At 71.2% G+C, this 25,035-nt stretch carries 24 protein-coding genes and 1 pseudogene; 10 read left to right on the top strand and 15 right to left on the bottom strand.

The genetic code is table 11. From position 1 onward, the window contains the following. Window positions 1-113 precede the first annotated feature (113 nt). A complete protein-coding gene (locus tag AQJ58_RS02840; protein WP_079078663.1) occupies window positions 114-668 on the top strand; it encodes a GNAT family N-acetyltransferase in 555 nt (184 codons plus the stop codon). On the opposite strand, the gene AQJ58_RS02835 is transcribed toward AQJ58_RS02840, so the two are convergent. After that, the gene (locus tag AQJ58_RS02835; protein WP_067244424.1) at window positions 649-1,110 is read right to left on the bottom strand and encodes a phosphatase domain-containing protein; all 462 of its coding nucleotides are present in this window, start codon (window positions 1,108-1,110) and stop codon (window positions 649-651) included. The two genes, AQJ58_RS02840 and AQJ58_RS02835, sit on opposite strands and share 20 nt — an antisense overlap. Before the next feature lie 80 nt (window positions 1,111-1,190). Between AQJ58_RS02835 and AQJ58_RS02830 the strand changes: the two genes are divergently transcribed. Both AQJ58_RS02830 and AQJ58_RS02825 read left to right on the top strand, forming a co-directional pair. Continuing rightward, window positions 1,191-1,718 carry a SigE family RNA polymerase sigma factor gene (locus tag AQJ58_RS02830; RefSeq protein WP_067244422.1) on the top strand — a complete coding sequence of 176 codons (528 nt, stop codon included), beginning with the start codon at window positions 1,191-1,193 and terminating at the stop codon, window positions 1,716-1,718. Beyond that, window positions 1,715-2,635, top strand: a complete 921-nt coding sequence (locus AQJ58_RS02825) for a hypothetical protein (RefSeq protein WP_067244420.1) — start codon at window positions 1,715-1,717, stop codon at window positions 2,633-2,635. Before AQJ58_RS02830 ends, AQJ58_RS02825 begins: the two co-directional genes overlap by 4 nt. A 4-nt stretch (window positions 2,636-2,639) precedes the next feature. On the opposite strand, the gene AQJ58_RS02820 is transcribed toward AQJ58_RS02825, so the two are convergent. The 3 genes from AQJ58_RS02820 to leuA form a co-directional block, all read right to left on the bottom strand. After that, window positions 2,640-3,818 carry a sialidase family protein gene (locus AQJ58_RS02820; RefSeq protein WP_067244418.1) on the bottom strand — a complete coding sequence of 393 codons (1,179 nt, stop codon included), beginning with the start codon at window positions 3,816-3,818 and terminating at the stop codon, window positions 2,640-2,642. A gap of 107 nt (window positions 3,819-3,925) precedes the next feature. After that, window positions 3,926-4,621, bottom strand: coding sequence for a TerB family tellurite resistance protein (locus tag AQJ58_RS02815; RefSeq protein ID WP_067244416.1), 696 nt, complete (start codon window positions 4,619-4,621; stop codon window positions 3,926-3,928). Window positions 4,622-4,805: 184 nt separating this feature from the next. Further along, on the bottom strand, window positions 4,806-6,527 hold the full coding sequence (leuA, locus tag AQJ58_RS02810) for a 2-isopropylmalate synthase (protein ID WP_067244414.1): 1,722 nt from the start codon (window positions 6,525-6,527) through the stop codon (window positions 4,806-4,808). Between the two features lie 319 nt (window positions 6,528-6,846). On the opposite strand from leuA, the gene AQJ58_RS02805 reads away from it, so the two are divergent. The 4 genes from AQJ58_RS02805 to AQJ58_RS02790 all read left to right on the top strand — a co-directional run bounded on the left by AQJ58_RS02805 (window position 6,847) and on the right by AQJ58_RS02790 (window position 10,911). Continuing rightward, window positions 6,847-7,923: a M4 family metallopeptidase gene (locus AQJ58_RS02805; RefSeq protein WP_067244412.1), complete on the top strand. Its 1,077-nt coding sequence runs from the start codon at window positions 6,847-6,849 to the stop codon at window positions 7,921-7,923. A gap of 21 nt (window positions 7,924-7,944) precedes the next feature. Then, window positions 7,945-8,211, top strand: a complete 267-nt coding sequence (locus AQJ58_RS02800) for a protealysin inhibitor emfourin (RefSeq protein WP_067244410.1) — start codon at window positions 7,945-7,947, stop codon at window positions 8,209-8,211. 82 nt (window positions 8,212-8,293) lie between these two features. Beyond that, window positions 8,294-9,631, top strand: a complete 1,338-nt coding sequence (locus tag AQJ58_RS02795) for a GH1 family beta-glucosidase (protein ID WP_067244409.1) — start codon at window positions 8,294-8,296, stop codon at window positions 9,629-9,631. Then, window positions 9,628-10,911: an MFS transporter gene (locus tag AQJ58_RS02790; protein WP_067244406.1), complete on the top strand. Its 1,284-nt coding sequence runs from the start codon at window positions 9,628-9,630 to the stop codon at window positions 10,909-10,911. Before AQJ58_RS02795 ends, AQJ58_RS02790 begins: the two co-directional genes overlap by 4 nt. 31 nt (window positions 10,912-10,942) lie before the next feature. Here AQJ58_RS02790 and AQJ58_RS02785 read toward each other — a convergent pair whose 3' ends face one another. Beyond that, window positions 10,943-11,797, bottom strand: coding sequence for an NAD-dependent epimerase/dehydratase family protein (locus tag AQJ58_RS02785; RefSeq protein WP_067244404.1), 855 nt, complete (start codon window positions 11,795-11,797; stop codon window positions 10,943-10,945). A gap of 122 nt (window positions 11,798-11,919) precedes the next feature. On the opposite strand from AQJ58_RS02785, the gene AQJ58_RS02780 reads away from it, so the two are divergent. Then, complete coding sequence (locus tag AQJ58_RS02780) at window positions 11,920-12,783, top strand: helix-turn-helix transcriptional regulator (RefSeq protein WP_067244402.1); 864 nt, start codon at window positions 11,920-11,922, stop codon at window positions 12,781-12,783. Between the two features lie 33 nt (window positions 12,784-12,816). Here the strand turns inward: AQJ58_RS02780 and era are convergent, their stop codons facing one another. After that, complete coding sequence (gene era / locus AQJ58_RS02775; RefSeq protein WP_067244401.1) at window positions 12,817-13,770, bottom strand: GTPase Era; 954 nt, start codon at window positions 13,768-13,770, stop codon at window positions 12,817-12,819. A 174-nt stretch (window positions 13,771-13,944) separates the two neighbouring features. Here era and AQJ58_RS02770 point away from each other — a divergent pair, with 174 nt between their 5' ends. Beyond that, window positions 13,945-15,282 (top strand): ammonium transporter, encoded by a 1,338-nt coding sequence (locus tag AQJ58_RS02770; RefSeq protein WP_067244399.1) that lies wholly within the window; start codon window positions 13,945-13,947, stop codon window positions 15,280-15,282. Here AQJ58_RS02770 and AQJ58_RS02765 read toward each other — a convergent pair. Further along, window positions 15,266-16,506: pseudogene (locus AQJ58_RS02765) on the bottom strand (RNA-guided endonuclease InsQ/TnpB family protein). The gene AQJ58_RS02770 and the pseudogene AQJ58_RS02765 overlap by 17 nt on opposite strands. A 72-nt stretch (window positions 16,507-16,578) precedes the next feature. Here AQJ58_RS02765 and AQJ58_RS02760 point away from each other — a divergent pair. Further along, the gene (locus AQJ58_RS02760) at window positions 16,579-16,917 is read left to right on the top strand and encodes a P-II family nitrogen regulator (protein ID WP_067244397.1); all 339 of its coding nucleotides are present in this window, start codon (window positions 16,579-16,581) and stop codon (window positions 16,915-16,917) included. Here the strand turns inward: AQJ58_RS02760 and AQJ58_RS02755 are convergent. The 8 genes from AQJ58_RS02755 to AQJ58_RS02720 all read right to left on the bottom strand — a co-directional run bounded on the left by AQJ58_RS02755 (window position 16,914) and on the right by AQJ58_RS02720 (window position 24,941). Further along, a complete protein-coding gene (locus tag AQJ58_RS02755) occupies window positions 16,914-17,960 on the bottom strand; it encodes a WxL protein peptidoglycan domain-containing protein (RefSeq protein ID WP_067244396.1) in 1,047 nt (348 codons plus the stop codon). The genes AQJ58_RS02760 and AQJ58_RS02755 overlap by 4 nt on opposite strands. 105 nt (window positions 17,961-18,065) lie before the next feature. Next, a complete protein-coding gene (locus tag AQJ58_RS02750; protein ID WP_079078662.1) occupies window positions 18,066-19,397 on the bottom strand; it encodes a beta-xylosidase in 1,332 nt (443 codons plus the stop codon). A 176-nt stretch (window positions 19,398-19,573) separates the two neighbouring features. After that, window positions 19,574-20,041 (bottom strand): hypothetical protein, encoded by a 468-nt coding sequence (locus AQJ58_RS02745; RefSeq protein WP_067244394.1) that lies wholly within the window; start codon window positions 20,039-20,041, stop codon window positions 19,574-19,576. Between the two features lie 172 nt (window positions 20,042-20,213). After that, the gene (locus tag AQJ58_RS02740; protein WP_067244393.1) at window positions 20,214-20,567 is read right to left on the bottom strand and encodes a cytidine/deoxycytidylate deaminase family protein; all 354 of its coding nucleotides are present in this window, start codon (window positions 20,565-20,567) and stop codon (window positions 20,214-20,216) included. Window positions 20,568-20,632: 65 nt separating this feature from the next. Beyond that, window positions 20,633-20,992 carry an MmcQ/YjbR family DNA-binding protein gene (locus tag AQJ58_RS02735; RefSeq protein WP_067244391.1) on the bottom strand — a complete coding sequence of 120 codons (360 nt, stop codon included), beginning with the start codon at window positions 20,990-20,992 and terminating at the stop codon, window positions 20,633-20,635. Beyond that, window positions 20,989-22,296, bottom strand: coding sequence for a hemolysin family protein (locus AQJ58_RS02730; RefSeq protein ID WP_067244389.1), 1,308 nt, complete (start codon window positions 22,294-22,296; stop codon window positions 20,989-20,991). The genes AQJ58_RS02735 and AQJ58_RS02730 overlap by 4 nt, the downstream gene beginning before the upstream one ends. Further along, complete coding sequence (gene ybeY / locus AQJ58_RS02725) at window positions 22,293-22,790, bottom strand: rRNA maturation RNase YbeY (RefSeq protein WP_067244387.1); 498 nt, start codon at window positions 22,788-22,790, stop codon at window positions 22,293-22,295. Before ybeY ends, AQJ58_RS02730 begins: the two co-directional genes overlap by 4 nt. Before the next feature lie 12 nt (window positions 22,791-22,802). After that, a complete protein-coding gene (locus AQJ58_RS02720; RefSeq protein ID WP_067244385.1) occupies window positions 22,803-24,941 on the bottom strand; it encodes a PhoH family protein in 2,139 nt (712 codons plus the stop codon). Between the last annotated feature and the right edge of the window lie 94 nt (window positions 24,942-25,035).

Here is a 25,035-nt window from a genome sequence, read left to right as displayed (position 1 = left end):
TACCAACGCGCGGGGGTCTTGAAGGCGGGGATACACCTGGCCAATGATGGAGATCGGGTACGGAAATCACACAAGGCCCCAATTCGATATGTCGACATTCACAAGGGGACGACATGACTCCACATCCCGGAGATCATTTCCGGTCGACCACCGGTCCCGCCACCGGTCCGGCCACCGGTCCGACCATCGGTCCGACGATCGGCCAGGTGCCGGGGAGAACGCGGTTACGGATCCGGAGGGCCACCGAGGACGACCTGCCGAACCTGGCGCGCCTCGACGAACAGGCCTTCCCCCACGGTCCCTACCCGTTCTTCGTGCTGCGCCAACTCATCACCGCGTTCCCCGACTTCCTGCTCCTCGTGGAGGAGGACAGCGAGGTGCACGGCTATGTGCTCGCCACCTCGCCGCACGAGGCGCAGAGCTGGATCCTCAGCCTCGCCATCGCCCCCGCCCTGCGCGGACGGGGCCTGGGCCGGCAGCTCATGACGGGGATCCTCAGCCGTCTGCGCGTCCAGGGCACCCACTCCGTCTGGCTCTCCGTGGAGCCCGGCAACGAGAAGGCCGTCGCCCTCTACCTCTCCCTGGGCTTCGCCCCGGACCCCGGCGGTCCCCGCAAGGACTACTTCGGTCCCGGCGAGGACCGGCTGCTCATGTCGCTGACGCTGTGAACCGCCGTACGAAACGCCGCTGCCACGGTGTCTCCACCGCGTGCCGGTCGTAGTACCGGCGCACGAACCCCACGGCCTGCGCCGCCGGTACGCCGTCCAGCACCGCCAGACAGGCCAGCGCCGTCCCGGTCCGCCCGCGCCCGCCGCCGCAGGCGACCTCCACCCGCTCGTGCGCCGCCCGCCGCCACGCCTGCGCGAACGCGGCGCGGGCGTCGGCGGGGTCCGCGGGCAGCCGGAAGTCCGGCCAGCGCACCCAGCGCCCCTCCCAGGGCGTCGGCGGCGGCTGCTTGCCGAGCAGATAGATCCCGTACGACGGCGGCGGCGCCGCCGGATCCAGCTCCCGCCGCAGCCCGCGCCCCCGCACGGTCCGCCCCGACGGCAGCACCAGCACACCGGGCTCACCGGCCCGCCAGCCCCCGGCCGGCTCCGAGGATTCCTCCATCCCCCCATCCAAACCTTCCCCACCCGCACAGGCAACCGATTCCCCCCGGCCGGTGGTCTGGAGGGCGAGGAGGGTGCTTGATGCAGGCCGAACTAGAGGATCGGTTCCAGGAGTTCGTCAGAGCGCGGTGGTCCCGGCTGGTGCGGACCGCGTATCTGCTCACGGGGGACGTCCACCACGCGGAGGATCTGACGCAGACCGCGCTGGCCAAGGCGTACCGCTCGTGGAAGCGGATCGCGCGCACCGACAACCCGGAGGCGTACGTCCGGCGGATGCTGGTCAGCTGCAACAGCGACCGGTTCCGCAAGCGGCGGGTCACCGAGGCGCTGACCGCGGCCCCGCCGGACCGGGCGGGGCGGGACGAGGTCACCGGGCGGGTGGAGGAGCGCGGCTCCCTGATGGCCGGGCTGGCCCAGCTGCCCAAGAGGCAGCGGGCCGTGGTCGTCCTGCGGTACTGGGAGGACCTCTCGGAGGCAGAGGTCGCCGAGGTGCTCGGCTGCTCTCCGGGCACGGTCAAGAGCCAGGCGTCCAAGGGGCTGGCGAAGTTGCGCGCATATCCGGGACTGGCACCCAGCCACGCGGTCTCGGGGCAGGGAGGCACCAGGTGAACGGCGAGCGGCACACCGACGGGGCTGACGAGGTGTTCGAGCGGCAGTTGCGGGAGCTGCTGGTACGGGACGCCGACATCGTCCGCCCCGCACCGGCCCCCTACCCGGCGATCAGGAGGCAGGGCTTGGCGGAACGACGGCGCCGGATGACGGCGGTGGGAGCGGCGCTGGTCGCACTGACCGTCGTGCCCGTCGGGGCCTACGCGTGGGCCGGCGGGAACGGGGACCGGAGCGCCGACACGGCGGCGCCGATGACCTCGGCCAGCGCCCCGGCCGGCCCGATTGCGGCGGAGCCGTCCTCCGGTCCCGCGCGGCCGGCGAGCGACGCGCAGCTGCTCGACGGCATCACCTTCGCGCAGGCCGCCGCCGGGCTGAAGGACTGCCTGAAGGCCGAGCGGGTGGGGTCGGCCATCAGAACCCCGGTCGAGGCCGAGGACCTGCGGATCATCCTCGCCGCGAAGGCCACCGGCGACTCCAACGCCCCCGGCGACGGCTTCCATGTCGTCGCGGTCAAGGACGGCTCCCGCGGGTTCCGGCTGATCTGCACGATCAAGGACGGCAAGTCCGAGGGCATCAATGTCAGCACCGGGGACTCCGCGTCCCCGGAGGCGGGCCCGGTCGTGCCCGACCCCAACGCCGCCAAGCTGTACATGCAGTCGGTCATCGACAAGGGGAAGTGGAAGCTGCCGTTCCGCTGGGCCGCCATCGGCTACGTCGACGCGTCGGTCACCCGGGTCACCGTCACCTACGGCGACAGCACCGTCGACCCGGCCGTGCTGGACCATGGCTGGTACGTCGCGTACGGAACCCTGGACAAGCAGGTCGAACTCGCCCCGCACGTCATGGGCTACGACGCCGCCGGCAAGCGGGTCTACGACTCCGACACCGACACGACGTACGACCGCGCCCTGCCGTAGGGCGCTAGAGGCCGGACGTGTCCAGGCGGCGGAACGCGATCGTCTCGTACGGCCCCGCCCTCCCCGTCTCGTACAGCAGCCCCACCGTCCGCGTGTCCACCGGCACCAGGTCGGAGTAGGCGGCGGGGAGCCCCGAGAGGGTCACCGCCCGGGTGAAGGACGAACCGGCGTCCGTGCTGCGCCGGACGGCGAGGGCGCGGCGGGCGGTGGGGTCGGAGGGGGCGGAGAACAGCAAAGGGGCACCGGGGCCCCGGAGCTGGAGCGTGCTGCCCTGGACGACGGGGGTGTCGGCGAGGGTGAGCTGCGGGGCGTAGGGGTGCAGCAGGGTCTCGCCGCCGTCCGCGGAGACGGCGTCCACCCGGTTGCCGGGCGCCCGGCCGCCCTGGTTGCGGGCGTTGAAGTAGACACGGCCGTCGGGCAGTTGGGCGGCCGTGCTCTCGTTGGGGTGGACGGTGCCGTCGTGGCCGGCGTCGACGAAGCCCAGCCGCCAGCTGCGGCCGCCGTCATCGCTGAGCAGGGCGTGGCCACCGTAGTGGCGGGCCTCCCGGCCGGTGTCGGCGGAGCCGGCGGGCGGAGCGGCGGAGTGGTCGGCGGGGACGACCAGCCGGCCCCGGTGCGGGCCCCGGGTGAGGGCGAGGGCATGGCCGGGGCCGGTGGCGTACCAGCGCCAGGACGGCAGCCGGACCTCGTCCGTGATGTCCCTCGGCGGGGTGAAGCGGCGGCCGTCGTCCGCGCTGTGCTGCACGTACACCCGGCGGCCCGGCGCCTCGCCGCGCATGATCTGCGCCTCGGTCGCCGCGCCCGGGTTGGCGCAGCTCACCAGGACCACGGTCCCGGTGCGCGGGTCGACCACCGGCGCCGGGTTGCCCCGGGTGTCGCCGTCCCCGGCGGCCACCACGGACAGCGGGCCCCAGGTGCAGCCGCCGTCGGTGGAGCGGCGGAGCACGATGTCGATGTCCCCGGTGTCCCCGGGCCCGTCCCGGCGCCCCTCGGCGAAGGCCAGGAGGGTGCCGCGCCGGGTGCTGACGGCGGCGGGGATCCGGTAGGAGGCGTAGCCGTCCCGGCCGGAGACGTACGGCACGGAGGAGGTACAACGACCGGCGGTCGCGGCGGCCGGGCCGACGGCGCCGAGGGAGGTCAGTACCACGGCGGCGGCGAGGAGGGCACGGCTCAGCGGGGTCATCGCGGCTCCTTGGACGGCTCCTCACATCGTCCCCGGCGCCACCGCCCCCGGCCCGTACGCCACGACGGCGGGCCCGTCCCGGTGGCGCCCGACCGGCCTCCCGGCGGTCAGGAGGGCGTCCCCGCCGCCGCCAGCAGGCGGGTGACCTCCTCCGCACCGATCGTCAGGGCCGCGCCCACCGTGGCGAGGACCTCGCGTTCGGCGGGGGTGTAGGGGCCGTCCGCGAGGGCGATGCGCGCGCCCTGGAGGAGGATCGCCTCGCGGCCGGTGGGCGCGAGGTGGGGGGCGAGGGGGTCGAGGGCCTCGTGGAGCTCTATGGCGAGTCCGGCGCCGCAGGGTTCGCCGTAGGTGCGGCCGGTGTCGGCGGCGAGGGCGTCGACGAGGGCGGCCAGCTGTTCGCGGGTGCAGTCGGCGAAGCCGGCCGCACGGACCGCGTCGGCGGCGGTGTCGAGGGAGGGGCGGGCGCAGGTGCCGCCCGCAGAGAGGACGGCGAGGGCGACGGTGTGGACGGCGTCGCGGAGCATCGCGGAGAAGCGGGTCGTGGTGGGGTGGTCGAGGGCGTCGGTGCCGTACTGGCACCGGCAGGCCGCGCACTCGACGACGGGGCCGGTCTCGCCGCGCGAAAGGACGGGCAGGCCGAGGAGGGTGAATCTGCGGCGGCCGGTCAGCCGCTGGTAGTTGCGGTCGCCGCCGCAGCCGGGGCAGAAGAACTCGCCGTCCCCGACGGGTGTCCACGCGGTGCGGGTGCCCAGGATGCGGGCAAGCCTGGTGACCTGGCCGTCTCGTCCCCGTCCTGGCAGCACGTCGCACCTCCGTAACCCCGCGGCAACATCGCCACGTCTGCGTGATGTTAGCCACAGGGGGGAGGCGTAGTCAGCACCCAGGACGAGACCTTTCCGTGACCTCCACGGAACGGTGGCCGATAAGCGACGGGGCCTTGATCGCCGTATACGACGGTCAAGGCCCCGAAACAGCCGGTCAGACCGGTCAGCGGGTGGCGCGGTTGACCGCCGAGACGACCGCCTTCAGCGAGGCACGCGTCGTGTTCGCGTCGATGCCGATGCCCCACAGGACCTTGTCGTCGATCGCGCATTCGATGTAGGAGGCGGCCTGGGCGGAGGCGCCCTCGCTCATCGTGTGCTCCTGGTAGTCCAGCAGGCGTACGTCGATGCCGATGGACTGCAGGGCGTCGAAGAAGGCCGAGATCGGACCGTTGCCGGTACCGGTCAGGACGGTGTCCTGGCCGTCGACCGTGGCCTCGACGGTGAGGGTGTCCACGCCGTCGGTGTCGGTGGTCGACTGGCCCGTGCGGACCTGGATGCGGCCCCAGGGGTTCTCCGGGTTCGGCAGGTACTCGTCCTGGAAGACGGCCCAGATGTCGGAGCCGGTGACCTCGCCGCCCTCGGCGTCCGTCTTCGCCTGGATGATCTTCGAGAACTCGATCTGCATCCGGCGCGGCAGGTCCAGCTTGTGGTCGTTCTTCAGGACGTACGCGATACCGCCCTTGCCGGACTGCGAGTTGACGCGGATGACGGCCTCGTAGGAGCGGCCGACGTCCTTGGGGTCGATCGGCAGGTACGGCACCGCCCACTCGATGTCGTCGACCGTGACGCCCTTCGCGGCCGCGTCGGCCTCCATCGCGTCGAAGCCCTTCTTGATGGCGTCCTGGTGGGAGCCGGAGAAGGACGTGTAGACCAGGTCGCCCACGTACGGGTGGCGCGGGTGGACCTCCATCTGGTTGCAGTACTCCCACGTACGACGGATCTCGTCGATGTCGGAGAAGTCGATCTGCGGGTCGACGCCCTGGGAGAACAGGTTCATCCCCAGGGTCACCAGGTCGACGTTGCCGGTGCGCTCGCCCTGGCCGAACAGACAGCCCTCGACGCGGTCGGCGCCGGCCATCAGCGCCAGCTCGGCCGCCGCGACCGCCGTACCCCGGTCGTTGTGCGGGTGGATCGACAGGCAGACGTACTCGCGGCGGGACAGGTTGCGGCCCATCCACTCGAAGCGGTCCGCGTGGGTGGAGGGGGTGGAGCGCTCGACCGTGGCCGGCAGGTTCAGGATGATCTCGCGGCCCGGACCGGGCTGGTAGACGTCCATCACCGCCTCGCAGACCTCCAGCGCGAAGTCCAGCTCGGTGTCGGTGAAGATCTCGGGGCTGTACTGGTAGCCGAACTCGGTCTCCGGGCCCAGCAGCTTCTCGGCGTACTCCATCACCAGACGGGTGCCGTCCACCGCGATCTGCTTGATGTCGTCCTTGGAGCCGCGGAAGACCACCCGGCGGAAGACGGGGGCGGTCGCGTTGTAGAGGTGGACGGTCGCGCGCTTGGCGCCCTTCAGCGACTCCACCGTGCGCTCGATCAGGTCCTCGCGGGCCTGGGTCAGCACGGAGATCGTGACGTCGTCCGGGATCGCGCCCTCTTCCTCGATGATCGAGCGCACGAAGTCGAAGTCGGTCTGGCCGGAGGCCGGGAAGCCGACCTCGATCTCCTTGTAGCCCATCTTGACCAGCTGGTCGAACATCCGGCGCTTGCGCTCGGGCGACATCGGGTCGATCAGGGCCTGGTTGCCGTCCCGCAGGTCGGTGGAGAGCCAGCGGGGGGCTACGGTGATCCGCTGGTCGGGCCAGGTGCGGTCGGCGATGTCGACCTGGTCGTACTGACCGTACTTGTGGATCGGCATCTGGCTGGGCTGCTGGCGGTTCGCCATGGTGGCGGGGCTCCTCAGGATGTCCGGAAGGACGGCCGACGATGCAACGCAAAGCTCCGCGGGGAGGGAGTCGACCTGTCTTACAGGCCCTCGCCGCGGCAGCTAAGGAGAAGCAGCCCGAAACGCATAGTGCTCCGCAGCCTAGCCGAGCCGCTCCCGTCGCGTGGGTCCGTATCAGTATGCGGGACCGAGGGAACCAAAGGGGCGAAACGTGCGCTATACCACTCCTCGCCGCAGATCGGCCGCGTTTGTCACTGTTCTTCACCGATCATGGTTGCACCTCGTGACACTCGTATCACACAGTGCAAGGGTGCGACGTATGACGACGAACGGGGGCTTCGAGCCCGTCTTCTGCACCGTCGTACCGCCGCATGTCCTCGACAAGCTGGCGAGCAACGACGACCCCGCCCTGTCCCGGCCCGCCCAGCGCACCCTGCTGCGCGACGGCGAGCTGCGCAACCGCCGCCGGGTGGGCACCGAGTACGGTCTGTGGGCCGGCCCGACGGCGATCCCGAAGGCACCGGCCGACCAGCCGCTGCGCTCGATCTACGACTGCGGGCACGGCACCGACCTGCCCGGCACCAAGGTCCGCTCCGAGGGCCAGGACCCCGGCCAGGACGCCACCGTCAACCGCGCCTACTCCGGGCTCGGCGCCACCTTCGACCTCTACCTCACGGCCTACGCCCGTCACTCCATCGACGGCGACGGTCTGCCGCTGGACGCCAGCGTCCACTACGACGAGGGCTACAACAACGCCTTCTGGAACGGCGAGCAGATGGTGTTCGGCGACGGCGACGGCGAGATCTTCGTCGACTTCACCAACTCCGTCGACGTCATCGGGCACGAACTCACCCACGGCGTCACGCAGTACACGGCGAACCTGACCTACTACGGCCAGCCGGGCGCCCTCAACGAGTCGATGTCCGACGTGTTCGGCTCGCTCATCAAGCAGTACACGCTCGGCCAGACCGCCTCCGAGGCCGACTGGCTGATCGGCGCGGGCATCCTCGCCCCCGGCGTCACCGGTTCGGCCCTGCGCTCCATGAAGGCCCCGGGCACGGCGTACGACGACGACGTCCTCGGCAAGGACCCGCAGCCCGCGACCATGGACGACTACGTCCGCACCGGCCGCGACAACGGCGGTGTGCACATCAACTCGGGCATCCCCAACCACGCCTTCTACCTGGTCGCGACCGCCCTCGGCGGACACGCCTGGGAGAAGGCGGGCCAGATCTGGTACGACGTGCTCACCGGCGGCAAGCTGGGCCAGCGGGCGCTGTTCACCGACTTCGCCAAGCTGACCGTGAAGGCGGCGCGGGCGAGGTTCGGGGACGGCGGCGACGAGCTCCGGGCCGTGCAGAAGGCATGGGAACAGGTGGGGGTGCGGATCCTGTAGATCCGTACTAGACACGATCCCATGCGGATTCGAGTGAGTCGCACGGGCGGCTTCGCGGGCATCGAGCGGCACGCCGAGGTGGACACCTCGGGACGCCCCGATGCCCGCGAGTGGGAGGACCTGGCCGAGCAGGCGCTGGCGGACGGCGGCGCCACCCGTCCGCAGGGCGTCCCGGACGGGTTCAGCTACGAGATCACGGTGGACGGGACGACGGTGTACGCGGCCGATCCCCGGCTCACCCCCGAGCAGCGGAAGCTCATCTCACGGGTGCTGAAGGAGGGGGCCTAGGCCGCCGTGCGCCGGGGCGTGCAACCGGTAGTTGCCGCCCGGGCGTTGACTTCCTTACCGGTGGGTAAGGATGATCCCGCCCATGGCGAACGATCCGCGCGACGCGGTGCACCCGATCCCCCAGTTCCCGGCCGACTTCCTGTGGGGCGTCTCCACCTCAGCCCATCAGATCGAGGGCGCCGCGGACCGGCGCGAGCCGTCCGTGTGGGACACCTTCTCCGCCGAGCCCGGACGGGTGAAGGACGGCTCCACGGCGGCGGTGGCCTGCGACCACTACCACCGCCACACCGAGGACGTGGCCCTCCTGAAGGACCTCGGGGTGGGCGCGTACCGCTTCTCCATATCCTGGCCCCGGGTGAACTCCCCCGGCGGTCTGGACTTCTACGACGCCCTGGTGGACGAACTGCTGGCGGCGGGCGTGCGTCCCGTCCCCACCCTCTTCCACTGGGACCTGCCGGCCCACCTGGACTGGCTGGAGCGGGACACCGCCTCGCTCTTCGCGGAGTACGCGTCGACGGTCGTGGACCGCCTCGGCGACCGGGTGACCAAGTGGATCACCCTCAACGAGCCGGCCGAGCACACCCTCCTCGGTCACGCCCTCGGTACCCACGCCCCCGGCAAGCAGCTGCTCTTCGACGCGCTGCCGGTCGCCCACCACCAGCTCCTCGCCCACGGTCTCGCGGTACGGGCCCTGCGCGCGGCCGGCGCCACGGACATCGGCATCGCCAACTCCCACGGCCCGACCTGGCCCGCCTCCCGGGAGCCGGCCGACCTGGAGGCGGCCGGCTTCTACGACCTCCTGCTCAACCGCCTGTTCGCGGAGCCGCTGCTGCTGGGCGAGTACCCGGAGGGGATCGGCGAGCTGATGCCCGGCGATGTCGCCGCCGACCTGAAGATCATCGGCGAGCCGCTCGACTGGTACGGCGTGAACTACTACGCACCGACCAGGGTGGGCGCCCCGCAGGGCACCGAGATCGAGTTCGGCGGGATCACCATGCCCGCCGAACTCCCCTTCTCCGTCCAGGAGATCGAGGGCGTCCCGGTGACGGACTTCGGCTGGCCGGTGGTCCCCGAGGGCCTCACCGAACTGCTCACCACCTTCAAGGACCGCTACGGAGACCGCCTCCCGCCGGTGGTCATCACCGAGAACGGCTGCTCCTACGACGGCCTCGACGACCAGGACCGCATCACCTACCTCGACACCCACGTCCGCGCGCTGCACCGGGCGCTGGAGGCCGGCGTGGACGTGCGCGGCTACTTCGTGTGGTCGCTGCTGGACAACTTCGAGTGGGCGGAGGGCTACGCGCGCCGCTTCGGCCTGGTCCACGTCGACTACGCGAGCCAGACCCGCACCCCGAAGGCCTCCTACCACTGGTACCGGGACATGCTGCGGGCGCAGGCACCGCGGGCGCGGGGATGACGACCGAGGACAGGGCGCCGGACCGCGGCGCCCCCGCCGCCCCCGGGGCCGCGCTGGCCGAGCCCGTCGAGCGGGTGGGCAAGGGCTGGACATCGGCCCTGTCCCTCGCCAACGGGGCGATCTGGGCGGGCTGGTACGGCCCGCTGCAGATCCTGCTGGCCTCCCAGGCCAAGGACTTCGCGCCCGGCTCCGGCATGTCGAAGGAGACCATGCTGGCCTGGGTCACCGGCGTGGGCGCCCTGGTGTCGCTGTGGGCGAACCCGCTCTTCGGCGCCCTGTCTGACCGGACGGTGTCCCGGTACGGCCGCCGTACCCCGTGGATCGTCGCGGGCGCCGTGGGCGGCGCCCTGTCCCTGCTGCTGCTCGCGGTGGCGGACGGGGTGTGGACGATGGCGCTGGGCTGGTGCCTGGTGCAGCTCACCCTGAACGCGGCCTTCGCGGCGGTCACGGCGGCGGTACCGGACCGGGTGCCCCGGTCCCAGCGCGGTGCCGTGGGCGGCTGGCTGGGGGTGGCGCAGGTCTTCGGCGTGGTCGGCGGCACGGCCCTCGCCACGGCGGCGGGCGGCGTGGGCGCGGGCTATGTGGCGTGCGCGGTGTTCACGGCGCTGGGCGTGCTGCCGTACGTCCTGCGCTACGAGGATCTGCGGCTGCCGGTGAGCGACCGGCCGGCCTGGTCCTGGCCGGGTTTCCTGAAGGGCTTCTGGCTGAGCCCGAGAAAGTACCCCGACCTGGGCTGGGCCTGGATCACCCGGTTCCTGATGAACCTGAGCAACGGGCTGGTGCTGCTGTACCTGCTGTACTACCTGCGCGACCGCCTGCACTACGCCGACCCCGACCAGGGCGTGCTGATCCTGTCGGCGGTGAACGGGCTCACCCTGCTCGCCACCGTGGTCGTCGCGGGCGTCTGGTCGGACCGGGTGGGCCGGCGCAAGCCGTTCGTGGTCTGGTCCGGTGTGCTGATGGCGGTGGGGACGGCGTGGCTCGTCATCTGGCAGACCTGGCCGGGGGCGATCGTCTCGGCGGCCGTGCAGGGCATCGGCTACGGCGTGTTCGCCTCCGTCGACTTCGCGCTGATGACCGACGTCCTGCCCAAGGCCCTGGACCGGGGCAAGGACCTCGGCGTCATCAACGTCGCCAACTCCCTGCCCCAGGTCGCGGCCCCCGTCCTCGCCGCCCCGATCGTCACCTACCTCGGCGGCTACCGGATGCTGTACCTGGTGGCGGCGGTGGTGAGCCTGGCGGGCGCGGTGCTGGTGGGGCGGATCAGGGGGGTGGAGTGAACCCCTGGCCCGGGGCTCCGGCCTGCGGGGGCTACAGGGCTCCGGCGTCCCGGGCGGTCCACGCCGACGGGTAGACCGGGCGGAAGCCGAGATCCCGGCGGATGCGCCGGGTGGACATGATCCCGAACCAGGGGTCGGTGCCGGTCCCGGTCCCGAGGCCGGCCGGCACCTCGACCCCGTTGAGGCGGTACAGCTCGACCGTCGTGACGGGGGCGTCATCGGCGATGTTGTAGACCGGCCCGCCCACCGCGGGCGCGTACAGCAGGCGCAGCAGCCCCTGGGCGACGTCGGCGTGGTGGGCCATCTGCAGCCGCTGGGCCGACGCCCAGCTCGCGGCCCACTCCAGGGCCTGGGCGAGGTGGGGGTCGCCGTCGCCGTAGACGAAGGGCAGCCGGCCGATCCTCACCTGAAGCCCCTCCAGCGCCAGCAGCTCCCGCTCGGCGGCCGCCTTGGACTCGTTGTACGCGCCCCACATCATGCCGCCGGGCCGGGTCTCGTCGTCCTCGGTGAGCGGCCGGCCCCGTCCCACGCCGTACACCATCCCCGTGCTGACCTGCACGAACCGCCGTACCCCGGCGCTGCGCGCGGCCCGTCCCAGGGTCACGGCCGCGTCCCGGTTGACGGCCCACGCCTCCTCGTCGGGCACCCCGCGGAAGGAGGCGGCGACGTTCACGACGGCGTCCGCGCCGGCGACGGCCCTGCCGAGCGCCTCCTCGTCCCGCAGGTCCCCGGTCACCACCTCGGCGCCCAGTGCGGCGAACCGCTCCCCGCGCGCCGCCTCCCGCACCAGGACGCGTACGCGCTCATCGGGCTCCCGCTGGGCCAGCAGCCGCGGCACGAACCGCCGGCCGACCTGTCCGGTGGCGCCGGTCACGAGTGTCAGCATGGTCTTCCCCTCTCGGTCTGTGCTCCCACCCTGGGGCGGGACCCGGCCGGGCGGGAGGGACCCGTCGATCGGGGGACCGGCGGTCCCTGGATAAGCCGGGCGCGAGGACGCAGCCTGGAGGGGTGAACCGAGCCGAACTAGCCGACTTCCTGCGCCGCGGCCGGGCCCGCCTCGCGCCCTCGGACGTGGGGCTGCCCCTGGGCGCCCGCCGTCGCACCCCCGGCCTGCGCCGCGAGGAGGTGGCCCAGCTGGCGGCCCTGTCGGTGGACTACTACACCCGCCTGGAGCAGTCCCGGGGGCCGCGTCCGTCCCGCCAGACGCTGACGGCGCTGGGGCGTGCCCTGCGCCTGACCGCCGACGAACGCGACCACCTCTTCCACCTGGCCGGCGAGGAGCCGCCGCGCCGCGAGACGGCGTCGACGCATGTGTCGCCCGGGCTGATGCTGATCCTGGACCGGCTGGACGACACCCCGGCGCAGGTGGTGACCGACTGCGGTGAGGTGCTGGCGCAGAACGCGATGGCCAGGGCGCTGACCCTCGACGTGATGTCCCGGCCCCGGCGCGAGCGCAACCTCGTCCGCAGGTACTTCCTGGACCCGGCCGCGCGCACCCTGTTCCCGGAGGAGGACCGCCCGGACCACGCCCGCGCCCAGGTGGCCAATCTGCGCGCGGTGACCGCCGCCCGCCCCGACGACCCGGAACCGGCCGCGCTGGTCGCCGAACTCCGGTCGGGCAGCGAGGAGTTCGCCCGCCTCTGGGACGCCCACGAGGTGTCCCTGCGCCACAAGGCGACGAAACGCTTCCTGCACCCGCTGGTCGGCCTGCTGGACCTGGACTGCGAGGTCCTGCTCAGTCACGAGCACCACCAGCTCCTGGTCGTGCACACGGCCCGCCCGGGCACGGACACCCACGAACGCCTGCGGCTGCTGCGGGTGGTGGGGTTGCAGGACTTCGCTCCCGGCGGGGTGGGGGCGGGGGGCGACTGAGGGTCCGCGGCCGTACGACCGCCGCCGTGCGGGCTAGAACCCCAGCTTGCGCAGTTGCTTGGGGTCCCGCTGCCAGTCCTTGGCGACCTTGACGTGCAGGTCGAGGAAGACGGGCGTGCCGAGCAGGGCCTCGATCTGCTGGCGGGACTTGATGCCCACGTCCTTCAGGCGGCGGCCCTTCGGGCCGATGATGATGCCCTTCTGGCTGGTGCGCTCGATGTAGATGTTCGCGTGGATGTCGAGGAGCGGCCGGTCGGCGGGGCGGTCCTCGCGCGGGAGCATCTCCTCGACGACGACGGCGATGGAGTGCGGCAGCTCGTCGCGGACGCCCTCCAGGGCGGCCTCGCGGATCAGCTCCGCGACCATCACCTGCTCGGGCTCGTCGGTCAGGTCGCCCTCGGGGTAGAGGGCGGGGCCCTCGGGGAGCATGGGGACCAGCAGGTCGGCGAGGAGGTCCACCTGACGGTCGCCGACCGCGGAGACCGGGATGATCTCCGCCCACTCGATGCCCAGCTCCTTGCCGAGCTGGTCGATCGCGATGAGCTGCTCGGCGAGCACCTTGGAGTCCACCAGGTCGGTCTTGGTGACGACGGCGACCTTCGGGGTCTTCTTGATGCCGGCCAGTTCCTTGGCGATGAACCGGTCGCCGGGGCCGAGCTTCTCGTTCGCCGGGAGGCAGAAGCCGATCACGTCGACCTCGGCCCAGGTGGTGCGGACCACGTCGTTGAGGCGCTCGCCGAGGAGCGTGCGCGGTTTGTGCAGACCGGGGGTGTCGACCAGGATCAGCTGGGCGTCGGGGCGGTGCACGATGCCCCGGACCGTGTGCCGGGTGGTCTGCGGCCGGTTGGAGGTGATCGCCACCTTCTTCCCGACCAGAGCGTTCGTGAGGGTGGACTTGCCCGCGTTGGGGCGGCCCACGAAGCAGGCGAAGCCGGCACGGTGCAGGGTCCCGGCCGGCTGCTCGGATGACTGGTTACGAACGCTCATGGCCCCCATTCTCCCTGATCCATGAAGCCCCGCCGCACACACGAGCGGCCCCGCCCCCCACGGTGAGCTTCCGGAAACCCGCCCGCAACGAAACGTCACGGAAACACACCTGTACGCGACCGGAAACCGGGACCGGTGACCCTCTGACGAGCCCACCCCACCGTTGGAGACCTCGTGACGTCCCTCGCCGCCGCACACGTCGACACCGGCGACACCGCCTGGCTGCTCGCCGCCACCGCGCTCGTCCTGCTGATGACCCCGGGTCTGGCCCTCTTCTACGGCGGCATGGTCCGCACGAAGAGCGTGCTCAACATGCTCATGATGAGCTTTGTGTCGATCGCGCTGGTCACGATCGTGTGGCTGGCCGCCGGCTACTCCCTCGCCTTCGGGGACGACGTGGGCGGCGGGATCATCGGCGGGCTGGAACACGCGGGCATGGCGGGTCTCGGCCCGGACAGCGTCCAGGGCACGGTCCCCACGCTCCTCTTCGCCACCTTCCAGCTCACCTTCGCGATCATCACGGCGGCCCTGATCAGCGGCGCGATCGCGGACCGGGCGAAATTCGCGGCCTGGCTGGTCTTCGTCCCCGTCTGGGCGCTGCTCGTATACGTTCCCGTCACCCACTGGGTCTGGGGCCCCGGCGGCTGGATCGTCGCCCGGCTCGGCGCGCTCGACTTCGCGGGCGGGCTTCCCGTCGAGATCACCTCAGGCGCCTCGGGACTCGCCCTCTGTCTCGTCCTCGGCCCCCGCCTGGGCTTCAAGAAGGACGCGATGCGTCCGCACAACCTCCCCATGGTCGTGCTGGGCGCCGGTCTGCTCTGGTTCGGCTGGTTCGGCTTCAACGCGGGCTCGGCGCTCGGCGCCAACGGTCTCGCCGCCGCGGTCTTCCTCAACACGCTCGCCGCCGGCTGCACCGGTCTGCTGGGCTGGCTCTTCGTCGAGCAGAAGCGCGACGGCCATCCGACCACCCTCGGCGCGGCCTCGGGCGCGGTGGCCGGTCTGGTCGCGATCACCCCCTCCTGCGGCTCGGTCTCCCTGCTCGGCGCGCTCGTCGTCGGTCTCGCCGCGGGCGCCGTCTGCTCGTACGCCGTGAGCTGGAAGTTCAAGCTGAACTACGACGACTCGCTCGACGTCGTGGGCGTCCACCTGGTCGGCGGCGTGCTCGGCACCCTCCTCATCGGCGTCTTCGCCGTCGACACCATGACCGGCGGCACGGAGGGTCTGCTGTACGGCGGCGGGTTCACCCAGCTCGGCAGGCAGCTGGTCGCGGTGGTCGTCGTGGCGGCGTACGCCTTCGGTGTCACGTACGGCATCGGCACCCTCCTCGACCGCACGCTGGGCCTGCGCGCGGACGAGGACCAGGAGCACACCGGACTGGACCTTACGGTGCACGCCGAGACCGCATACGATCACGGCGTCCTGGGCCACGGTGCCCCGGTCGGCCACTCGGTCCTCCCCTCCGCCCAGAAGGAGAAGGAGGAGAGGAAGAAGAAGGTCAAGCCGCAGGATTGACTTCATCTCCCGCCTGGCGGCGGGGGATTCCAGCGGTTGCCCGCTGGGTTTCCTGCTTCACCGACGACGGCCCGTCCGGGAGGACTCCCGTTGAGGTCTTACACCGTCTCCACAGGCTGCTGCCGCCAGCCCGGCGGCCAGAGTGTTGCGGGCCGCGTTCGTGTCGCGGTCATGCACAGCGCCGCAATCGTCGCACGTCCACTCTCGGACGTTCAACGGCAGCTTCTCGCGAACCGTGCCGCAGGCCCCGCACAGCTTCGAGCTGGGGAACCAGCGGTCGATCACGACGAGTTGACGCCCATACCAGGCGCACTTGTACTCCAGCATCGACCGGAGTTCCGTCCAGGAGGCGTCCGAGATGGCGCGCGCGAGCCTGCCGTTCTTCAGCAGATTACGGACGGTGAGGTCCTCGATCACGACCGTTTGGTTCTCACGGACGAGTCGAGTGGTCAGCTTGTGAAGGAAGTCCCGGCGCCGGTCGGCGATCCGCGTGTGCACGCGAGCGACCTTCACACGGGCCTTCTCCCCGTTGTTCGAGCCCTTCACCTTGCGGGAGAACTCCCGCTGGGCCTTCGCCAGACGGACGCGGTCACGGCGTTCGTGCTTGGGGTTGACGACCTTCTCACCGGTGGACAGGGTCACGAGCGACGTGATCCCGGCGTCCAGCCCGACCGCCGCGCCGGTGGCGGGGGCCGCGGTGACGGTGTCCTCGACGAGCAGCGAGACGAACCAGCGGCCCGAGGCGTCCTGCGAGACGGTCGCCGTGGTCGGCCGGGCACCTTCGGGCAGAGGACGCGACCAGCGGATGTCCAGCGGCTCCGCCATCTTCGCCAGCGTCAGACGCCCGTCACGCCAGGTGAAGGCACTGCGGGTGTACTCGGCCGATGCGCGGGCCTTCTTCCGCGACTTGAAGCGCGGGTACTTCGCACGCTTGGCGAAGAAGTTCCCGAACGCCGTCTGCAGGTGGCGCAGCGCCTGCTGGAGCGGGACGGAGGACACCTCCGTCAGGAAGGAGAGCTCTTCGGTCTTCTTCCAGTCCGTCAGCGCGGCGGAGGACTGCACGTAGGAGATCCGGCGCTGCTCGCCGTACCAAGCCCGCGTGCGCTCCTCAAGCGCCTTGTTGTACACAAGGCGGACGCAACCGAACGTGCGCGACAGCTCAGCCGCCTGCTCGTCCGTGGGGTAGAAGCGGTACTTGAATGCCCGCTTCACCTGCTGCACCATGTCTCACACTCTATCAGTTTCCCTGTAAGCCAGCGCTTGCCTTCTCCGCACACGTCCGTTTGAGGAACCCCGATGAAGCTCATCACCGCGATCGTCAAGCCGTACCGCCTCGACGAGGTCAAGACGGCGCTCCAGGAGCTCGGCGTCCACGGGCTGACCGTGACCGAGGCCAGCGGGTACGGCCGGCAGCGCGGCCACACCGAGGTGTACCGGGGGGCCGAGTACCAGGTCGACCTCGTGCCGAAGGTACGGATCGAGGTCGTCGTCGAGGACGCGGAGTCCGAGGCGGTGATCGACGCGGTCGTGCGGGCGGCGCACACCGGGAAGATCGGGGACGGCAAGGTGTGGGCGGTGCCGGTGGAGACGGTGGTGCGGGTACGGACGGGTGAGCGGGGGCCGGATGCCCTTTAAGCGCCGGTTGGTGTGTGGGCTTTCGGGTGCGAGTCCGTGGGGGCCGGTCGCGCCCTGCGGGGGAGCCGCATGATGTCGACGCCCCGCGCCCCTTCAGGGCGCGTTCGGCGCCGTCTGATCAAGAGCCACCCCCCGAGGGCGGTACCCGCCATCACCACCCCGGCCAGCAGCCACGGCACCGCCACGAACGAGACCGTCGCCGATTCCTTCGTCCCCGTGGCGGTCGCCGTCAGTTTCACGTCCGCCCAGTCCAGCTGGGGTGCGCCCCGCCAGGTCTCGGTGAGGCGGACGCGTTGGCCCGGGAGGAGCTGGGAGGGGAGGTTCCTCAGGTCGCGGGTGAGCAGGGTGCGGCCGAAAAGGCCCTCCGCCTTGAGGGCGACCTTCGGCTTCAGCGTGACGTTCCCCGTGTTGTGCAGGGTGTAGGAGATCGTCGCCGTGCTGTCGCCGAGGCCGGGGATCAGCGGCTGGCGGTGGCTGATGCGGACGTTCTCGACGGCCAGCGCGGGCAGGGTGGGACCGCCGACCGTGAGGTAGACGCGGGCGCCGACCGCCCGCTGGACGCCGAGGGCGACCGAGCCGTCGCCCCGGTCGATCCGTTCGTCGAGGGCGACGATCGCGCCGGGATGGTCCCCGGGCTCGGCGTCCTCGGGCACCTTGACGGTGAACGGCACGGTGACGGTCCTGTGCGCGGGCACGGTGATCCGGTCCTTCGGCAGGACGGCCCACGCGCCCACGCCCCGCATCCGCTCCCCGAGCGACTTCACGGCGAAACCGCCGTCGCGGGCGGTGTTGTAGGCGTCGGCGGCGTACAGCCGGAAGGTGAGGGGCCCGGCCGTCTTGTTGGCGACGACGACCTTGTCCTGGACGCTCCGGCCCGGATCGGCAGAGACGTAGAAGTACGGCCGTGCGGCGACGGCCGAGGCGACGGGGTAGACCGACCAGCTTCCGTTGTCGGCGGCCCGGGCGGGCGCGGCGGTCAGCAGGCCGAGCAGGAACGGCAGGAGCAGCGGGAGGAGAGCGGCGTACGGTTTGCGCGGCGACATGGGTGCGGACCCCCACAGGTGTTCCACGAGTGATGGGACGGGCTCGGTGGGCGGGCGGGTGCGGGCCTGTGGGGCGGCCGCCCGGCCACCGTGCGGACGGGTGGTTCAGGTGAGCGTGAGCGTCAGGACACCGGCGTACGAGCCCGGCGGGGTGAACGCCGGTACGTCGAGGGAGAGCCCGGCCTTCGCGGTGAACTCACCACCGGTGAGCGTGCCGTCCGGGGTGGAGGCGAGGGTCGCCCCCGCGCTGCCCACGACGCCTGCCGAGCCGGCCCGGCAGGTGCTCGGGCTGCCCGCCTTGGTGGTGCAGACGGGCGTCCAGCTCAGCTTGCCGGCGTCGATCTTGGCGCCGGGTCCGCTGAAGTCGGTGACCTTGCCGGTCAGGGACCAGCCCGCGGGACCGCCGCGGTAGTCCTTGACCGTCACCGCGTTGAGACCGCCGGTCGAGGGGGCGCCGGAGCCGAAGTCGACCGCGGACATCGTGACGCTGTCCCCGGACTGCTCCATGGACAGGTCACCCGCCTTGACGGTCGTCGTCAGTTTCTGGCTGCCCTCGGGGACGGGCGTGTCGTCGATGACGACGTACGCGGCGGTCGAGGTGCCCAGGTCGGCGCTCCAGGCGCTGCCCTCGTACGCCACGATCCCGGTGGTGGTGAGGGCGTGGACGGCGAGCGAGCCGGAGATGCGTCCCGAGGAGTCCGCGGTCACGGTGGTCCTGTCCGCGGTCTCGTCGGATCCGGAGCGCCCGGCGACGGTGACCGTCGCGCCCTTGGTGAAGCCGCCGCCGGTGAAGGAGACGGGGTCGCCAGGGCCGCCGGAGGCCGAACCGAGTGCGAGGTTACGGGTGTTGGCGGGCGGGTTGTCCGCCGCGGTGACCGTCTCCGACACCGGGGCGGGCGGGTTGGTCACCGTGCAGACGGTGTCCAGTTCCAGGATGTAGCTGGTGTGGATGTTGTAGGCGCCGGGCGAGAGGGTGATCGCGCCGGGCGAGGTGACCGTGAACGTGCCGGTCATCGAGAACGACGGGAAGGCACCGTTGCCGGGCACCGGGGGGTTCTTCTTCGGACCCGCGACGGTGACGGTGCCGGTCTGCGCCCCACCGAGAGCGACCACTCCGGTCGGCGTCATGATGTCGGCCGGCAGATCGATCACGGTGGGGTTGCTCGCGGCGGCCTTGACCACCGTGTAGGTCACGGTGACCGTGTCGCCGACCTTGGGGCTGGTGTTGTCGACCGTGATCTGCGCGGTGCTGGTGCCGTCGATCGGCGGGATGCCCGCGATCGCCGGCGGGATGCAGTGCGTCGGGAAGTCCACGTTGGTCGCGGCGCCGGCCGGGCACGCGAGTGCGCCGCCCGCGGTGACCGCGAGCGCGCTCGCCCCGAGCAGCGAGGCCCAGCGCCGTCTTCGGGAACTTCGGGCACTTCGGGCTGAACCCATGTTTGCCCCCTCCTCCAGGGTGCGGGCGCAGCGGCTCTTCTGCGCCGACAGGGGGCATTGACGGCCGGATCGCGAAAGAAGTCAATGGCCGGGAAGAGGTCAACTGATGGGCCGTCAGCTTCCTGGTCCCGCTGGGAAACCGACGGCCCGTAGAAGGGATTTCCGGCCGCTACCGGTCAGAAGACGAACGGACCCGGCGCCTGCGCCGCGCTCGTCGTACAGGTGACGGTGATGCCGAAGATCACCATCTTCAGCGATCCGCCCTTGAAGTCGAGGCTGTCGCCCGAGGCCACGGTGCCGGGCAGCGGGCCGACGGTGATCGTGCTGCCGGCCGCCATGGCCGGGTTGACCGATCCGCTGAAGACGCGGGCGGGACCGGTCGAGTTCGCCATCGTGAGCGTCGAGTTGATGCTGTTGGCCCCGAGCGAGAGGGGCGTGGTGATCGAGGAGGTGAGGGTGAGGGTCGCCGAGGTACCGGACTGCGTGGCGGTGAGCGTGGCCGCCCCGCCGCCGAAGATGCCGCAGCTCGCGGTGATGGTCGCCGTGTCCGGGGTGACGGCGGCGGCCGAGGGCGCGAGAGCCAGCCCGGTGACCGCGAGGGCCCCGGCCAGCAGTGCCGCACCTGATCCGATTCGCTTGCTCATGGGTTCCGGCTCCTTCCCGGATGTGGGGAGACGGGCGTCGGAGCGGGACGGTGGGTGCGGTCACCGGGCCCGGTGGGGGGTGGATCTGACGGTCCGTCGGACGTTACGGCTCCATTGACCGGGAGGGACGGGGAGACGACAAGGTCGATTTCAGGCCGAGTTGAGAGGCGGGTCAGCCGGCGGACACGGTGCTGCGGACCGACCCGTCCGGCGCGGCCAGCAGCACCGGTGTCCCCGGCCCGCCCAGATCCCGTACGGCCGCCAGATCCTCCTCGGCGAGCCCCTCCGCCTCGCTCACCACCGCCGCCGCCTCCAGTGACGCCGCTCCCGACGCCACCGCCATCGCCACCGCCGTCCGCAGGGCGCTCAGCCTCAGCGACGGCAGCTCCACCGTCCCTGCGACATAGGTACGGCCGGTGTCGTCCCGGACGGCCGCCCCCTCGGGCACACCGCCTCGGGCCCGCGCCGAACGGGCCAGGGTGACGATCTTGCGGTCCTCGGGGTCGAGCGCGTTGCTGTCGGTCATGGTCCGAGCATACGGAGCGGCCCGTACAGCGCCCCGCCACGGGTACCCCCGTACGCGCGCACCCCTCAGGGGCGGTCCAGGCGCAGGCGCTCCGCGCGGGGCAGGCCGGCCACGACCAGGTCGTAGGAGTCCTCGACCAGCTCGCGGACGAGCCGTTCGGGCAGGTCGCCGTCGACGGTCACCGTGTTCCAGTGGCGTTTGTTCATGTGGTAGCCGGGAGCGATCAGGCCGGGGTGGTCGGTACGCAACCGGACCGCGTCCTCGGGGTCGCACTTGAGGTTGACCTTCAGGGGGCGCTGCTCGGTCCAGCTCAGCGCGAACATCTTGCCGAGGACCTTGAAGACGGAGATCTCGGGGCGGAAGGGGAAGTCCTCCTCGGCCGCCTCGAAGGACAGGCACAGGGCGCGCAGCTGCTCCGGGGTCACTCCGGCTTCTCCTCCTCGGTCCCCTCCGCAGGCCGCTCGACGGGCTCCACCAGCACCGTCACGATCTTGTTCCGGCGACCGGCCGCCGCCTCCGCCGTGAGCCGCAGGGCCCGGCCGTCCGGGAGGTCGACCACGGCCGCCGCCCCGGCGATGGGGACCCGGCCGAGCGCCTTGGCGAGCAGTCCGCCGACGGTCTCCACGTCCTCGTCGTCGTACTCCTCCAGGCCGTACAGCTCACCGAGGTCGGTGATGTCGAGGCGGGCGGTGACCCGGTGGCGGTCGTCGCCGAGGTCCTCGACGGGCGGGAGTTCCCGGTCGTACTCGTCGGTGATCTCGCCGACGATCTCCTCCAGGATGTCCTCGATGGTGACGATGCCGGCCGTGCCGCCGTACTCGTCGATGACGACGGCCACGTGGTTGCGCTGGAGCTGCATCTCGCGCAGCAGGTCGCCGGCGTTCTTGGTGTCGGGCACGAAGGCTGCGGGCCGCATCGCGGTGGAGACCAGGTCGGACTCGGCGTCCCGGCTGATGTGCGTCTTGCGGACCAGGTCCTTCAGGTACACGATCCCGACGATGTCGTCCTCGCTCTCCCCGCTCACGGGTATCCGCGAGAAACCGGAGCGCAGGGCGAGGGTGAGGGCCTGGCGGATCGTCTTGTACCGCTCGATGACGACGAGGTCGGTGCGCGGGACCATGACCTCGCGGACGAGGGTGTCGCCGAGCTCGAAGACGGAGTGCACCATCCGGCGCTCCTCGTCCTCGATCAGGGACTCCTGCTCGGCGAGGTCCACCAGGGCGCGCAGCTCCGCCTCGGAGGCGAAGGGTCCGCGGCGGAAGCCCTTGCCGGGGGTGAGCGCGTTGCCGATGAGGATCAGCAGGGACGGGATCGGGCCCATGATCCGGGCGAGGGGCAGCAGGACGTACGCCGCCGCCGTCGCCGTGTTCAGCGGGTGCTGACGGCCGATGGTGCGCGGGGACACCCCGACGGCGACGTAGGAGACGAGGACCATCACGCCGATCGCGGCAAGCAGCGCGGGGGCGGTGCCGTCGATCTCCCGCAGACAGGCGTACGTCACCAGCGCCGCGGCCGCCATCTCGCAGGCGACGCGCACGAGCAGCGCCACGTTGAGGTAGCGGGTGGGGTCGGCGGTGATCTGGGCGAGCTTGGCGCTGCCGCGCCGCCCGGACCGTACGGCCTCCGCGGCACGGAAGCTGGAGACGCGCGCGAGGCCCGCCTCCGCGCAGGCGGCGAGCCAGGCGACGACGACCAGGGCGATCGCGCCGGAGACCAGGGTGGGGCTCATGAGACGGTCGGAGCCGGGGACGGGCCGGTCAGGCCCTTCTCCGCGCGCCAGCCGTCCACGATGGCCGCCTGGAGGCCGAACATCTCGGCCTTCTCGTCGGGTTCCTCGTGGTCGTAGCCGAGCAGGTGCAGCACTCCGTGGACGGTGAGCAGCTGGAGCTCCTCGTCCATGGAGTGCTGGGTGGGCGCCTCGGTGCCCTGCTTGGCGGCGACCTCGGGGCAGAGCACGATGTCGCCGAGGAGGCCCTGCGGGGGCTCGTCGTCGTCCTTCGACGGCGGACGCAGTTCGTCCATCGGGAAAGACATGACGTCCGTCGGCCCCGGCAGGTCCATCCACTGGATGTGCAGCTGCTCCATGGCGTCGGCGTCCACGACGATCACCGAGAGTTCGGAGAGCGGGTGGATGCGCATCCGTGCGAGGGCGTAGCGGGCGATGTCGAGGATCGCCTGCTCGTCGACCTCGGTTCCGGATTCGTTGTTGACGTCGATCGACATGTGCTGGCTTGTCTACTTCCGTGTGGTCCGGCCGCCCTTGTGGGTGCCGTTCTCCGTGCCGTTGGTGCTGTCGTACTTCTCGTACGCGTCGACGATACGGCCCACCAGCTTGTGCCGTACCACGTCCTGGGACGACAGCCGGGAGAAGTGGACGTCCTCGACGCCCTCCAGGATGTCCTGGACCTGGCGCAGACCGGACTTGGTGCCGTTGGGCAGGTCCACCTGGGTCACGTCACCCGTGATCACGATCTTCGAGTCGAAGCCGAGGCGGGTGAGGAACATCTTCATCTGCTCGGGGCTCGTGTTCTGGGCCTCGTCCAGGATGATGAAGGCGTCGTTGAGCGTGTTGTGGGTCAGCAGGTAGTCCGTGGTGACGTAGAGGGAGTCCTCGGCGGCCACCTGGATGCAGACGGTCTCTTCCCTGCCTGCCGGCTCGATGGAGTCGATGAACCGCATCGGACGTCCGCCGCCTCCTGCCGCGTGGTACTTGTCGCGCTTGCGGGCGAGGCGGAAGGGCTCGACGCCTTCGGGGAGGCGGATGTCGACGATGTGGGCGTCACGGCGGTATTCGACTTCCCGACCGTTGGCGAAGCCCGGCTTGCGGCCTTCGGCAGGTCTGCGGCGGGTGTAGGCGACGCCGCCCAGGGACTGGACCAGGGCGATGACGTCGTCGCGCAGCAGAATCGACGTGGTCGTGTACTGGATGCGGGACGTACGGTCCTTCTGGGTGACCGGACCGCCGTCCGAGTCGAGCAGCCCTTGGAGGAGGGCCAGTCGTACTTCGGCGGAGTTGTACAGGTAGTCGTCCGGCACGAACTTCGTGTGTGAGCGGGTCCGGAACAGGTCCAGCTCACGCAGAACACGTGTGACAGGGTTCTCGAGAGTCGCTACGTCGCCCGGGGACTTCACGCGCTGGAGCACGTAGTCCGGCCCGCCCTTGTGCCGCACCGCGACACCGGGCAGCGCGGACTCCAGCGCACCTGCCAGTTCCGCGTCCTCGGTCGCGAAGGACGGGGTGGTGGAACCGGTGAGGCATCCGTCACCCAGCAGCAGCCCCAGCGCGTACGGGTCCATGGGAACCTCGCGCTCCGGGAAGCACACCGGTGCCGTGAGCATCGGCAGCTCGTACCGGCGAGCGTGGGCTGCCCGCAGATTGCCGATCATCTCCTGGGTCTCCAGGACCCGCCACGGCTTGTCACGGCGCTTGTCGTCGCGCGTCCTGACCGTCCACAGGTGCTCGCCGCAGCACAGCGTCCAGGAACCGTCCTGAGCTGTGACGCGGTAGACGTCCTTCTCCCCCTGCGGGTACACCCCGAGGACCGGAGTCGGCTCACCGTTCGAGCCGATGACCAGGTCCCCGACCTGAAGGTCGCCGATAGGGCGCCAGCCGTCCGGTGTCAGGACATTCGTGAAGATCGGTTGCGCCCTTCCACGCATGTACGCCAGCGGCGCCACCTCGATCGTCCCCGAGGCCATCAGCTTCGGGATCGAGTCCGGGTCCAGCATGTCGTGCAGCGCGTCGTACAGCGGGCGCAGGTAGGGGTCGATCTTCTCGTAGAGCGTGCCGGGCAGGAAGCCGAGGCGCTCGCCGGCCTCGACCGCCGGGCGGGTCAGGATGATCCGGTTGACCTGCTTGGACTGCAGGGCCTGGACCGCCTTCGCCATGGCCAGGTACGTCTTGCCGGTACCGGCGGGGCCGATGCCGAAGACGATCGTGTGCTTGTCGATCGCGTCGACGTACCGCTTCTGGTTGAGGGTCTTGGGCCGGATGGTGCGGCCGCGCGAGGACAGGATGTTCTGAGTCAGTACCTCGGCCGGGGTCTCCTGGCCGTCACTCGTCCCGTTCTCACTCGCCCGCAGCATGGCGATCGAGCGTTCCACTCCGTCCTCCGTCATCGGCTGCCCGGTGCGGAGCACCAGCATCATCTCGTCGAACAGGCGCTGGATGAGGGCGATGTCCCGAGGGTCGCCGGTAGCGCTGATCTCATTGCCCCGGACGTGGATGTCGGCCGCCGGGAAAGCCGTCTCGATCACGCGCAGGAGGGAGTCGCCGGACCCCAGCACGGTGACCATGGGGTGCTGGGCGGGAACCGTGAACTGTGCTCTCGCCTTGCCCTGCGCGGGCGTGTGAGCTGTGGGTGTCTGAGTCATAGGCCGGCCCGAAGGCCTCTACGTCCTCCCGGATGTGACGCGCCTGCCACGAGTGGCGGCCTGGCGAGTTCAAGCGTACGCCAGGGGGCTGACA

The organism is Streptomyces sp. DSM 15324, from assembly GCF_001514285.1.
Taxonomy (GTDB): domain Bacteria; phylum Actinomycetota; class Actinomycetes; order Streptomycetales; family Streptomycetaceae; genus Streptomyces.
The sequence above is the reverse complement of the archived record's forward strand: the minus strand, read 5'-3'. Positions and strand labels throughout refer to the sequence as shown.